At 43.9% G+C, this 13094-nt stretch carries 11 protein-coding genes and 1 tRNA gene; all 12 read left to right on the forward strand.

Features of this window, described 5'->3' with window-relative positions; all coding sequences use genetic code 11:
* Positions 1 to 152: 152 nt before the first annotated feature.
* The 12 genes from DXC51_RS22430 (at position 153) to DXC51_RS22485 (ending at position 13034) form a co-directional block, all read left to right on the forward strand.
* Positions 153 to 224 (forward strand) — tRNA-Asn (locus tag DXC51_RS22430).
* 88 nt (positions 225 to 312) lie between these two features.
* A complete protein-coding gene (locus DXC51_RS22435) occupies positions 313 to 1764 on the forward strand; it encodes an aminoacyl-histidine dipeptidase (RefSeq protein WP_025490785.1) in 1452 nt (483 codons plus the stop codon).
* Between the two features lie 15 nt (positions 1765 to 1779).
* Complete coding sequence (locus DXC51_RS22440) at positions 1780 to 2814, forward strand: threonine aldolase family protein (RefSeq protein ID WP_025490786.1); 1035 nt, start codon at positions 1780 to 1782, stop codon at positions 2812 to 2814.
* 199 nt (positions 2815 to 3013) lie between these two features.
* Complete coding sequence (locus DXC51_RS22445) at positions 3014 to 3334, forward strand: helix-turn-helix domain-containing protein (RefSeq protein ID WP_021640060.1); 321 nt, start codon at positions 3014 to 3016, stop codon at positions 3332 to 3334.
* A gap of 37 nt (positions 3335 to 3371) precedes the next feature.
* Positions 3372 to 4046, forward strand: a complete 675-nt coding sequence (locus tag DXC51_RS22450) for an RNA polymerase sigma factor (protein ID WP_162162489.1) — start codon at positions 3372 to 3374, stop codon at positions 4044 to 4046.
* Positions 4043 to 5080, forward strand: a complete 1038-nt coding sequence (locus tag DXC51_RS22455; protein WP_025490788.1) for a hypothetical protein — start codon at positions 4043 to 4045, stop codon at positions 5078 to 5080. Before DXC51_RS22450 ends, DXC51_RS22455 begins: the two co-directional genes overlap by 4 nt.
* Before the next feature lie 128 nt (positions 5081 to 5208).
* Complete coding sequence (locus DXC51_RS22460) at positions 5209 to 5694, forward strand: hypothetical protein (RefSeq protein ID WP_021640057.1); 486 nt, start codon at positions 5209 to 5211, stop codon at positions 5692 to 5694.
* A gap of 482 nt (positions 5695 to 6176) precedes the next feature.
* A complete protein-coding gene (locus tag DXC51_RS22465) occupies positions 6177 to 8030 on the forward strand; it encodes a sensor histidine kinase (RefSeq protein ID WP_025490789.1) in 1854 nt (617 codons plus the stop codon).
* Positions 8008 to 9033 carry a response regulator transcription factor gene (locus DXC51_RS22470; protein ID WP_181970171.1) on the forward strand — a complete coding sequence of 342 codons (1026 nt, stop codon included), beginning with the start codon at positions 8008 to 8010 and terminating at the stop codon, positions 9031 to 9033. Before DXC51_RS22465 ends, DXC51_RS22470 begins: the two co-directional genes overlap by 23 nt.
* Positions 9034 to 9362: 329 nt before the next feature.
* On the forward strand, positions 9363 to 11090 hold the full coding sequence (locus tag DXC51_RS22475) for a type 2 periplasmic-binding domain-containing protein (protein WP_025490791.1): 1728 nt from the start codon (positions 9363 to 9365) through the stop codon (positions 11088 to 11090).
* A gap of 82 nt (positions 11091 to 11172) precedes the next feature.
* Positions 11173 to 12102, forward strand: coding sequence for an ABC transporter permease (locus tag DXC51_RS22480; protein ID WP_025490792.1), 930 nt, complete (start codon positions 11173 to 11175; stop codon positions 12100 to 12102).
* 47 nt (positions 12103 to 12149) lie between these two features.
* Positions 12150 to 13034, forward strand: coding sequence for a carbohydrate ABC transporter permease (locus DXC51_RS22485; protein WP_021640052.1), 885 nt, complete (start codon positions 12150 to 12152; stop codon positions 13032 to 13034).
* Positions 13035 to 13094: the final 60 nt, after the last annotated feature.

Raw genomic sequence — 13094 nt, forward strand, 5'->3', positions numbered from 1 at the left:
AAGCAGGGACACGGCGGTCGAAGCCCTGATGGGGTGAGGGCTGCAAATGATTTCAAAGAAAACCGGGAAAAAGTGAATATCTTCTATTGACAAGGGGAATACTGGAAACTATAATCATATCTAGTGAGAGAAATCACTGATTAATTTCATAGTCCTCGATAGCTCAATGGTAGAGCACTCGGCTGTTAACCGAGTTGTTGTAGGTTCGAGCCCTACTCGGGGAGTTGTTAAGCGGTTTGATAGACTTCTATCAGGCCGCTTTATAGGTTTGAGGTATTACACAAGGAAACATATAAAAGGAGTAAAGAGAGTATGGGCAAAATTAGTCAGCTTGAGCCAAAGGAAGTCTTTCATTTTTTTGAGGAAATCAGTCAGATACCTCACGGTTCGGGAAATGTGGAGCAAATAAGCGATTATCTTGTGGATTTTGCGAAGGCAAGGAATCTTGAGTATGTACAGGATGAACTGAAAAATGTGGTCATCATTAAGGAAGCTTCGGCAGGCTATGAATCGCAGGAGCCGATCCTTCTCCAGGGGCATATGGATATGGTTGCGGTGAAAAAGCCCGGCTGTACCAAGGATATGACAAAGGAAGGGCTGGATCTGGAGGTGGACGGAGATTATCTTCTGGCGCGGGATACCACGCTGGGAGGCGACGACGGAATCGCGGTGGCTTATGCGCTGGCTATTCTGGATTCCGACAGCTGCGAGCATCCCCGTCTGGAGGTTATCATAACCGTGGACGAGGAAACAGGCATGGAAGGGGCGAATGGAATTGATCTTTCCATGTGCAGAGGCCGCAGGATGCTGAACCTGGACAACGAAGAAGAAGGCGTACTGCTTACCAGCTGTGCAGGCGGCGCAAGGGTCCACGGCAGGGTTAAAGTGGAGACACAGAAGCTGCAGGGCTATCGGTACCAGGTAGGCGTGGAAGGCCTGCTGGGAGGCCATTCCGGTGCGGAGATTGACAAAGGAAGGGCTAATGCCAATGCCATGCTGGGAAGGCTGATCCATTTTTGCAGGAAAAACGGAGATTTCCGTTTTATGGACATGGCCGGCGGCAGTGCGGACAATGCGATCCCTTCCGCTTCCCATGCACAGATTTTTGCCTGTGAGAAGGAGTGTGCGGCACTGGAGGAAAGCCTGAAGTCCTTTGAGGAGATTCTGCGCAGGGAATTTTCCGTTACGGATCCCGGTATTTCAATTACTGTGGCAGGAAAAGAACAGGGCGAATGGGAGGCTTTTACAAAGGAAAGCACTAAAAAAGCAGAAATGCTCCTTTTCATGATGCCCAATGGAATCCAGGCTATGAGCGCGGATATTAAAGGGCTGGTACAGACCTCGCTGAATCTGGGCATCCTGAAAATGGCGGATGGCGTTCTGGAACTGGATTATTCCGTCCGCAGCTCCGTCATGAGCGAAAAACAGATGATTATAGACAAGGTATGCCTGCTTCTGGAATCCCAGGGCGGCACCTATGAGATTTCCGGGGATTATCCGGCATGGGAATACCGCCAGGATTCTGCCCTTCGTGATAAAATGGTGGAAATCTATGAAGAGATGTTTGGGAAAAAGCCCAGAATCGAAGCCATTCATGCCGGCCTGGAATGCGGCATCCTGGCGGGCAAGCTGCCTGGCCTGGATTGTGTGTCCATCGGCCCGGATATGAAGGATATCCATACGCCTGAGGAAAGGCTGAGCATTTCTTCCACCAAACGGGTATGGGATTATGTGCTGGCAGTCCTGAAGAAAAAAGACAATTAAGGAGTTACAATACAAATGATTTTATTTCAATGCGATTACAATGAAGGCGCTCATCCGAAGGTAATGGAAAAAATGCTGGAAACCAATATGGAGCAGACTCCCGGCTACGGTGAGGATGCCCATTGCCGGCATGCGGCGGAGCTGATCAGAAAGGCCTGCTGTGACGATACTCTGGCGGTACATTTCCTGGTAGGCGGCACACAGGCGAATATGACGGTTATAGATGCGGCTCTTCGCTCCCATCAGGGGGTGGTTTCCGCACAGAGCGGACATATCAATGTACATGAAACCGGGGCGGTGGAATCACTGGGACATAAGGTGCTTTCTGTCCCGCACAAGGACGGCAAGCTGGATGCCGGCCAGGTGGAGCAGCTGTATCTTGCCCATATCAATGATGATTCCTTTGAGCATACGGTGCAGCCGAAAATGGTTTACATATCCAATCCTACGGAATATGGGACACTTTATAGCAGGAAGGAAATTGAGGATTTAAGCAGCATCTGCAGAAAATACGGACTGTATCTGTTTATGGACGGGGCAAGGCTGGGCTACGGTCTGGCGGCGCCGGACAATGAGCTGGATCTTCCTTTCCTTTCGCAGCATTGTGATGTTTTTTACATTGGAGGCACCAAGGTGGGCGCCCTGTTCGGGGAAGCGGTGGTGATAGCCAATGAAGAACTGAAAAAGGATTTCCGCTATTTTATCAAACAGAAGGGTGGAATGCTGGCAAAGGGCCGTCTGCTGGGAATCCAGTTTGAGACGCTGTTTGAGGATAATCTTTATATGGAAATTTCAAAGCATGCGATTCGCCTGGCCGAAAAGCTGCGCAGCGCGTTTCTGGAAAAAGGCTATCCTATGCTGGTGGAGAACAGGACAAATCAGATTTTCCCCATAATTCCGGATGCGGTTCTGGAAAAGCTGGGAGAAAAATATGGATATTGCTATCAGGAGCGTGTGGATGAAACTCACAGCGCGGTAAGATTCTGTACCAGTTGGGCTACTCTGGAAGAAAACGTAGATGAGCTGATAGAGGATTTAAAGAACTTCTGACAATCCGGACTGCGGCAGAGTTTTTCGGGAAGGGAGAGGATAACGCTCCCTTCTTTTTTTTTAATACAATTAAAGGAGAAATCATAATTTATAGTAGTTTTTTCATGACAAATACAAATATATAGTTGCTAAAAAGCCATTCTTAATCACAGTATCATAATAACGTACCTTAGGAAAAAACTGGAAATGGAGAATCGGAATGGCGGCAACACTTGTATTGGTTGAAATCGGAGAACGTCTGCGCAGGCAGAGAAAGAAACTGAAGATGACGCAGGAAGATACAGCGGAGCTTCTGGAAATGTCCACGACTTTTTATGGAGAGATTGAACGTGGAAATAAAAGGCTTTCCATAGAAAAAATTTTGCTGGTTTATGAAAGAATGGGACTGGATCCTACGTATCTTTTAACAGGAGAACTGACTTCTGATAAAACAGTGGTAGAGATTTTCAAGGATTGTCCCAAGGATAAGACACAGGTCCTGGAGCAGATTCTTGAAAATCTGACAAAATTGTATAAATAGTGCAGGCACTTACATGCGGCTGCGGACAGGGTGTTCTGTGTCTTCCAGGAAAAACGGGACAGGCAGGGGCGGGGTGATGGCCATATGTATGGCGCTTCAGGAAAGAAGACCATTTGACCTGAAAGAAGGTAATATGACGAAAGAGGATAGAGGGCCAATGGAGGATAGCAAAAAGTTTTTCGAAGAACTGTATAATGAAGAGTTCGATGAGATAGTAAGGTATGTCCGCCGAATGCTCACCGACAGCAACGCGGTTGAGGATGTTGCGCAGGAGACCTTCTATGAATTCTACAGAAAGCGGAAGGAACTGGTGAATCATCCGAATATCCACGGTTGGCTCCGCATCACCGCCAAAAACAAGGTGATGAAGTGGGAGGAAAAACAGAGAAAGTACAGTCTTGATTTTGATTTCCTTCTGGATAATGCTACGTTGGGAAACGGGAGCAGGGTGGATGATTTCAAGATGGTGGAGGCCTATTCCACTGTCGGTGAGATCCTGTCGGAGGAAGAGCTGGAGCTTCTCCGGTGCTATTATGAATATGGGTATACATCGCAGGAAATGGCGAAGAAGCTGGGGATTACCGAGAACTGTTTTAAGGTCAGGATTTTGAGAATGAAGCAGAAAATACGCGGCAGTATGCTTCTGCCGTTTTTATTCAGTGTCTGCAATCTTACATTTCAGCTGATTACTTCCATAGGAGACAAGTTATGACACAGGGAAAAGGGAAACGTGATGAAAAGTTAATTGAGGAACTGTATGAAAAGCTGTACTGGTACACCTATGAGGCCAGCGAGGAGGAATTTGACGATAAAGAGGTGGACGCTATCGTAAGGCTTCTTGATGTGCTTGATCCGAAGGAGGATGATCCGAAGTTTCCCTCGGATCCGGAGGCGGCGTTTGAGAGGTTTAAGAGCCGGTATGGGCTGGAGGAGGAGTTTGCGGAGGCGGACGCGGAAGCCGAAGAGGCGGCGTCCGGTAGCGGCATGGGTATGGCGGCGGCCGCAGATGCAGATGTAAATGCAGAAGCTGCGGGCGGCAGTGAGGAGGAAGCTGCGGTTCGTTTTGGCGGGACGGACAGTATTGTGTTGGATGTGGAGCCTGGAGCTGACAGGGAGCCGGATAATGGCGATGTTATGGAATCCAGGGAAAATGGTAAGAAGAACGGAGTGAAGTGGAGGAGGAGGCTGGTTCGGATCGCTACCGGTGCGGCGGCCTGCCTGGTTTTGATGTTGTCAGTGAATTTCGGGAGTTATGCTTTGAAGAAGAAGTCGTTCTTTGAGGTGGTTAGGGACGAGGTTGGGCGGACGAAGGTTACGGTTACTGGGAATGTGGATGGGATTGATGATGCGAGTGGATCTGCTGTATATTATAGTGGATGGAATGAAATAGAGAGTATAGTTGGTAAGCAACTATTAAAGCCACAGTATATGCCAGAAAACTTTAAAATGGAAAATATATGTATAGATAGTATGGAGTCTAAAAAAGCTATAATAGCGAGATATAATTATCAAGAACTTTATATACGAATAGAAATCGATATATATGAAAGAGATTATTCTGAGAACATATTGTCCTTTGACAGTGAATGGGAAAAAGTTGATGAATCAAATGATGGTAAGGTTCAGTATTATAAAAAGAACGAACAATTAGAGGCTTATTTTTTAGATGGTCAGGAGATTTATATTGTAAATACTAATGTAGATATAACAGAATTAAAACGAATCATTAATAATTTTAAATTATAATCATTACAAAAGGCAGCTATTATCCTTTAAAAGGGAGATAGCTGCTTTTTGTAACTTTTCTATAGATTGGTAGAATAATTATAAGAAGAATTCATTAGGAGGAAGTTTTTCGAAAGTAAGGAGAAAAGATGAAAAAAAGGTTAAGAGTATTTATTTCATTAGTTTTGGTCGGAGTAGTATTAGCAAAACCAACTAATTTGGAGGCTTCAGATAGTAGCACTGATTTTATTGATATTCCTGTTGAACAAATCGATATTAAGGCATCTTCAGAAAATGAAACTACCGTTTTTGCAGAAGAATCCTTAGCCTCTTGTGATTTGGGCATTGGGATTAATAAGAATGGTGTAGGAGTTACATTTACTACTCGAGCAACTACAGAAGCAACAGAAATCGGTTGTAAAGATATTGTGCTTCAAGAAAAAACAACATTAGGTTGGAAGGATATTACAATAAGAGATCATTATACATATGATTCTGATTATTATATGGGATCGGTAGTATACTTGAAAGCTGAAGTTGGAAAAACCTATCGAGTATATTGTACTCATTATGCAATTATAAATGATGAGGAGTATACATTATACAATATTACTGATTCTATAGTATACAATTAATACTGAAGATGCTTCTTAATGAATTCTTGTTTTTATGCGATACAGCATTTATATATTAACTATTAATTGTTAGGGAAATATGTAAATGCTGTATTACTTTGCGATAAGATGAAAATGTAATATTTTATATTATTTGTTTTGTATATTTGCACCATTAATATATTGTGGTGAAATTTATGCGTTTATCCTGAACATAGATAGAGTAAGACTGTAGCAGCAAGGCTGCAGCAGGGATTGATTTCCCTCTGAAAATGTTCTATACTTTTATAGAATTTATAAAGAAATATAAAAAATTCCCATAAAAAGTTATAAAAGAATTGTTCTGAAAATTAGGAGAAATGAAAAAATAAAACACTGAAAAACAGTTAATCCGCTGTCAGGCGTCATATGAGATTTATCGGTGTATCCGGCAGCAGGCATACCTCAATATGGTGAGAAAGAAAAGGTCTGTGCCGTAAACAGAGGGGATGGAGGGGGATATATTGCAGCGCAATGAGGGGAAACAGACATTTCATAAAATCAGGAACAGCAGTGAACCCCGATTCAGGAGCTTCTTGAAGGAAAACTTCTTAAAGGGGAGTTCTTTTAAGGAGCCCATCAAAAGGGGGAAATTTTTATCTGGAAACTCCTTAAAGGTTAGATTTTTACAAATCCTTATAGTAAGCATTCTTCTGTGCCTTATTCTTATTTTTATCGTAATCCGTTTTTCCTGGACGATTGCCCAGCGTTCCCGTGTGGAAAATTCACTCACCGCGGCGCTTCAGGATATTATCAGCCGTGTTGATTCCGAATATAATGAGATATTGCAGGTTTCACAAAACATGACTCCTACAGGGCTGATTGGAGAAAAGTATGATTCCTTTCTTTCGGGAAGCATACAGTATGACAGAATTAATGATTATAGTTTATTTGCAAACAGCCTGAACATTGCAACCTTTGGAACCGAAAATATCCTGCTTTCAGTCTATTTTTCTGAGAAAGAACAGGATAACGGTTCTAATGAAATTATTTTTTCCAGTTTTCCGGTGTCCGAACATTTCGAACCGAAGGGCCTGCCGGTTCTCATCAGGACGGATGAGATAGTATTCCAGCCGGTACATGAAACATATAATAATATTCTGAATAAGGATGTGGTTTCGGTAATGCGGCCCATCGTGTTCAGCAACGGTTTGGAGGCTGTCATTTATCTGGAGGCGAAGACGGATGTGCTTTCTTCGCTGCGGAATAAATCGGAGCTGGAGGAAACGGCGTATGCTTTTCTTCAGCTGGATTCTGAGAACCGGGTAATCTACAGCAGTTCGGATAATTTTCCTGTAGGGACATCCGTTGCGGTAGATGATGAAGGAATGATTAATCAGAATCAATACATAGGTGTTGCGGAAAACAGCAGATATGGTTTTTCTTATGTTCTTTTGCTTCCATTTAATGAATATTCCCATCAGACCAATCAGTGGCTGATCTGGATTTTTATTGCAGTATTTATTTCTTTTGCAATCCTTGCCATTGTTACGTTTTCACAGATTTGGCTGCTATCCCGGCCTCTTAAAGCATTGGAAAATGAAATGGCATATTTCAGCGATGGTAATTTTGAAATATCGGAATACCACTTTAACCTGAAGGAATTTGATCATCTGTTTGAAGTGTTTAACCGGATGAAGCAGCAGATTAAGTCACTGATGGATAAAAACCAGCAGCAGATGAAGGAAAAGTCGTTGCTGGAGCTGGAAAAACTGAAATACCAGATCAATCCCCATTTTCTAATGAATGCACTGAATACGGTACGCTGGATGGCAATTGCAGAAAAGGCAGAGGATATTTCATCCTATGTGAACCGGCTGGGCTATATCCTGTCTTATTCGCTGGGAAAAATTGATTATGTAACGACCCTGCGCACTGAGCTGCGCGCTCTTGAAAATTATCTGGAGCTGCAGCAGACAACCTATGATTTTGACTATATTATGGATGTGGAGGAAGGAGATTACCTGGATCAGGAATGCGCGCGCTTCATTCTTCAGCCAATTGCGGAAAATTCCGTCTGCCATAATATGGACGAGTTCGGCCATCTGTGGGTAAAAGTGTGGCAGGAAGCGGAGCAGATACATATTACGCTTACTGATGATGGAAAAGGGTTCGTGCTTACTCCGGAGAATGAGGTGGAAAATCCGGAAGAAAGCCGGAAAAATAAAGGAATAGGGCTTCGGTATCTGAAAATGACATTGGACGCAGTGTATGGGGAGCGGGCTAAGCTGCGGATTGAAAGCTCGGCCGGAAAAGGAACTGTGGTTAAAATTATTTTACCGAAGGGTGATGCTCATGTATCGAGTGCTGATTGTTGATGATGATAAACTGGCCAGGAAAGGGTTGATATCCATTGTTCCCTGGGAGGAGTGCGGTTTTACGGTGGTTGGGGATGTGGCCAATGGAGCGCTTGCCCTGGATTTCATTGAACAGAATGAAGTGGATCTTGCCGTTGTGGATCTGGCGATGCCGGTGCTGTGCGGGTTGGATTTTATACGAGAATGTAAGCTGAGAAGGCCGGAAATAAAATATGTGGTTCTGAGCTCGCATGAAAGCTTTGATTATATTCAAAAGGCGCTGCGGCTGGGTGTCTGTGACTATATTTCCAAGCTGCAGCTGGATCAGGAGGATTGTGCGGAAATCTTCCGGCGGATTGCTTCACAGATGGATTCCCGGGCGACGGCGGAAAGCTCTCCCAGAGAAAGCAAAAAAGAGCTTATTGATGGGTTTTGTGATGAAATCAGTGCATTACACTGTATTTATAACAGGGAAGAAATGGAAGTCTTAAGGGAAAGGGCGGCGGCTGCACAGCTGAATGAAATCGAGCGTTACCGACTTTTACTGCATATATTGCGTACTGTTTCCCAGAGCTTTGAGGTGCATCTTTCTGAGGATGATTTTGATTTTCATGCCAGTCAGATGGAGTGGATGCCGCAAATGAGGGAGAAGCTGATTGACAGTATCCGCCGTCAGGAAAATAATCAGCGTATTGAGAGCCTTATACTGGTTGCTGCAGATTATATTCTGGAGCATCTGACCGAAAACGAATTAAAAACCGAAGATGCGGCGGATTCCATAAGCATGTCACGCAGCTATTTCTCTACCAGCTTTAAAAAATATACCGGTTTTTCTGTGAATGGTTTTATCCGGAAGGAGAGAGTGGAGCTGGCAAAGAAAATGGTCAGGGAAAACTACAGCCTGTCCTTTTCTGAGGTGTCTTATCAGGTAGGCTACCGGGATGAAAAATATTTTGCAAAGGTATTCCAGCTCAGGGAAGGCATTACGTTTTCTGAGTATAAGAGGGCGCTTTCTGATAAATAATGTATTGGGTATATTGTACAGTATTTTGCCGGGAAATAATAAACAGGGGTATTATGTTACAGCCTTACAGAGACGTTTGTTCGCAGTGGAAAGAACAAACGTCTCTGTTTTATATATTTGTTCTGTTTTTTTAGAAAATTATTTACAAATGACATATATGTCTATGCAATTGTTCTATAAAATGGGGGCGTTTGCTGGTTACGGATGGGTAAAATAAATAATAAAATAGAGACAGAAAAACAACAGTAACTTTATTTTACACAATAATGGAGAAAATCCTCTGCTCGTACAGAAGTCGTATTTTCTCCGCATAAACAGGGAGGTTTACAATGAAAAAGAAAAAACTTGTTTCCATGTTACTTGCAGGCGCAATGACATTTTCATTGCTTGCGGGCTGCGGTTCAAAGCCAACAGATGCGGGAACTGCAGATGTTCCGGCTTCAGAGGTTGAGGGAGGTTCCGTATCGACAGAAACAGCCGGTTCACAGGAAGCCGCATTTCAGAAATTCCCGGAGGTTGTGGAGGTTCATATCGGGCAGGGCGTCAGTCCCACAGATACGCTGCCGGAAGGACTGAGCGTGGAGAATAACCAGTATACGGATTATCTGCTGGAGAATTTCAACATTAAGGTAGTAGTGGATTGGACTGCAGCCAGCGGCAACGATTATACACAGAAGGTGGCGCTTTGCATCGCCAGCAATACGCTGCCTGATGCAATGACAGTTTCCAGGGAGTATATGTTGAAGGCGGCAAGAAGTGGTCAGCTGTATGATATTACTGACCTGTTCCAGCAGATGCAGTCACCTCAAGTGAAGGAGGTAATGGAATCTACGGGTGGAGAGGCAATCAAAGAAGCCAGCGTGGATGGCCGGCAGTATGCAATTCCAGCAACTGAAGTGGAGACAGCAGGAATACAGGTTATCAATATTCGCCAGGACTGGCTGGATGAATGTGGACTGGAAGCACCGAAAACATTGGATGATGTAGAGAATATAGCAAAAGTATTTGCGGAAAAGAAGCCTGCAGGCGAGGATACAATACCGATTGCCGGTCCTGATAAAAATACCAGCTGTTATACAACCTTCCAGGAAACAGCGACTACTACAGGCGGTTTCGATGCCGTATTTTCAGCTAATGATTGTTATCCAGGTATCTTTTTGAAGGATGAGAACGGAAATGTGACTTATGGAACGGATAGCGCGGCAACGAGAGCAACCCTGGAACGTCTGGCCGACTGGTATCAAAAGGGATATATCGATCAGGAAATGGGGACAAGGGATTCTACAATCGAACTGATTAATTCCGGAAAGGTCGGAATGTTTTTTGGAGCCTGGTGGGTATCCGGTTACGGCATCGGGGATGCATACAGAAATGATCCCACGGCGAACTGGCAGGCATATCCCATTTATACGGATGATAATAGATATTATGTAAAGGCAGGCTCTGCCACCACTGGCTATTGTGTAATCAATAAAAATGCTTCTGAGGATGTGGCGAAAGCGGTTATTATTATGGCTAACGTATTGCTCAGAGACGAGAGCAAATTTGATGTATCTGAGCAGCCCTTGGATTTCTGGCCGGTAAGAACGCTGATGGCTCCGGCGGATGAGTGTGAATATACCTATCACGAATTGATTAACGTACTGGATGGAAAAACTTCTCCCGAGGATTATCAGGGTATTTCCAGTGCATACAAGCTGCTGGCCAACGATGTTTCCGTGGTAAAGGATGTTGTTCCAGGCTATGAGAGTGGAAAACAGCTTTCTATTGAGGACTTCAGCATGGAGAACTTCGGTGATTTCCAGAGAATGTATTCCCTGCTTATCGGTGACAGGCCTTATGCCACCACGACTGTTGACAAGAAGACCCGCAGCTGTGTTTTCAGCCAGACACCAACTATGGAGAGCAAGTGGTCCAATCTTCTGTCTATGGAAAAGGAAATGGTTATGAAGGTAATCACTGGAAAATCCGATATCAGCGCTTATGATGAATTCATTAAAAAGTGGAAAGCGGAAGGCGGAGATACGATTCTGCAGGAAGTAGCCGAGCTTCAATAGGCTTTAAGAAGGATTGCAGCCCTGCTGTAATCCTTCCTTCTTTCAATCAGAAGCAATATAAATATTTACATGGAGGAATCTTATGAAAACTGCTCTTATGCATCTGCAAAAGCCCGGCAGGAAAAGAAAATCCACAACCTTTCTGAATTATAATATCATGGTGGGCGTTGGAATGCTCTGGCTGATTTTATTTAATATTGTTCCCATGATAGGCATTGTAATGGCTTTTGAAAATTATGATCCGGTAAAAGGTTTTTTCCGGTCTGATTTTATCGGCCTGGAAAATTTCCAATATCTTTTTTCGATGAGCGACAGCAGACGTGTTATTGTGAATACCATAATTATTGCCGTATCAAAACTGGTTTTAAATGTAATTGTACCTCTTGTATTTGCGCTCCTTCTGAATGAAATAAGAAAAATGAAATTTAAGAAGATCGTTCAGACGGTAGTTTATCTGCCCCATTTCCTTTCATGGGTTATCCTTGCGAGTATTTTTCTGGAGCTGTTCAGCTTCCGGGGGGCTTTTAATACGATAGTGTCAGCTTTTGGCGTGGAGCCTAAGATTTGGTTTGCGGAAGAAAAATATTTCAGGCAGCTGGTTATTTTTTCTGATGTATGGAAGGAATTTGGATATAATGCGGTTATTTACCTGGCGGCTTTGACAGGCGTCAGCCAGGATCTGTATGAAGCCGCAGCCATAGACGGCTGCAGCAGGCTGAAGGCCGTGTGGCATATTACGCTGCCGGGAATTGCGCCGACGATCGTCGTGGTAGCTGTCCTGGGATTAGGGAATGTCCTGAATGCAGGTTTCGATCAGGTATTTAACCTGTACAGCCCACTTGTCTATTCCACGGGAGATATTCTGGATACCTGGGTTTACCGGATGGGATTATTGAATGTGCAGTTCTCACTGGCTACGGCAGCAGGCCTGTTTAAATCCGCAATCAGTTTTATCCTGATTGTGGTGTCCTATATCATTGCATACAAGGCTGCAGATTATAAAATTTTCTGAGTCCGTCGGTCCGCGAATACAATTTATATTTGTAAAGGAGAATACATATGATCCAAAGTAAATCAATAGGAAGCAGAATATTTAATGTATTTAACGTCATTCTTATGACGCTGCTGTCCGTTTCCTGTATTTATCCTCTCTGGTATGCCTTCTGTTTATCCGTTTCCAGTAAATCGGCTGCAAACTCCGGGTTGGTTACTTTTTATCCCGTGGGCTTTTCACTGGCTTCCTACCAGCAGATTATGGGGGATACGCAGTTCTTCCGTTCATTTCTGATATCCGTGGAAAGAACGGTCCTAGGCACAATTGTAACCATGCTGATACTGATTATTTTTGCCTATCCGTTATCTAAGCCGGCCTCAGAATACAGGCCTAAGAACGTGATTATGTGGATAGTCATTTTCTGTATGCTTTTTAACGGAGGGACCATTCCCTGGTATATCACCATGGTAAAATACGGACTGATTGATAATATATGGGGACTGGTATTGTGCGGCGGCCTGCCGGTTTTCAATCTGATTCTGCTGATTAATTTTTACAGGGGGATTCCGAAGGAGCTGATAGAAGCGGCACAGGTAGACGGTGCAGGGGAGTGGAGAATACTATTCCGGATCGTGGTTCCCTGTGCGATTCCTGTTCTTGCCACATTGATTCTGTTCACCAGCGTGGGCTACTGGAATGAATTTTTCCAGGGGCTTGTGCTTTCCAGCGGGGAACGGCATTATCCGCTGCAGACCTATATCAAGCAAATGGTGGTCAGCATACAGACGACCAATCTGTCTATGGATCAGATCGAGAAGATGGATAAACTTTCCAACAAATCTCTGGATGCGGCAAAAATCTTCATTGCAATGATACCCATGCTGGTCGTGTATCCTTTTTTACAGAAGTACTTTGTAAACGGTATTATGCTTGGTGCAGTGAAAGAATGACAAAAGCCTGCAGGATACAATTATTAGATATGGAAGCTCTGTCCGCTGTAAAGCGGCAGA

The organism is Eisenbergiella massiliensis (assembly GCF_003435485.1).

Bases quoted from the DNA above. Each gene is read 5' to 3' on its own strand.
- DXC51_RS22445 (WP_021640060.1), top strand. From the start codon at position 3,014: ATGGCGGCAACACTTGTATTGGTTGAAATCGGAGAACGTCTGCGCAGG.
- DXC51_RS22455 (WP_025490788.1), top strand. From the start codon at position 4,043: ATGACACAGGGAAAAGGGAAACGTGATGAAAAGTTAATTGAGGAACTG.
- DXC51_RS22475 (WP_025490791.1), top strand. From the start codon at position 9,363: ATGAAAAAGAAAAAACTTGTTTCCATGTTACTTGCAGGCGCAATGACA.
- DXC51_RS22485 (WP_021640052.1), top strand. From the start codon at position 12,150: ATGATCCAAAGTAAATCAATAGGAAGCAGAATATTTAATGTATTTAAC.
- DXC51_RS22460 (WP_021640057.1), top strand. From the start codon at position 5,209: ATGAAAAAAAGGTTAAGAGTATTTATTTCATTAGTTTTGGTCGGAGTA.
- DXC51_RS22480 (WP_025490792.1), top strand. From the start codon at position 11,173: ATGAAAACTGCTCTTATGCATCTGCAAAAGCCCGGCAGGAAAAGAAAA.
- DXC51_RS22440 (WP_025490786.1), top strand. From the start codon at position 1,780: ATGATTTTATTTCAATGCGATTACAATGAAGGCGCTCATCCGAAGGTA.
- DXC51_RS22435 (WP_025490785.1), top strand. From the start codon at position 313: ATGGGCAAAATTAGTCAGCTTGAGCCAAAGGAAGTCTTTCATTTTTTT.
- DXC51_RS22470 (WP_181970171.1), top strand. From the start codon at position 8,008: ATGTATCGAGTGCTGATTGTTGATGATGATAAACTGGCCAGGAAAGGG.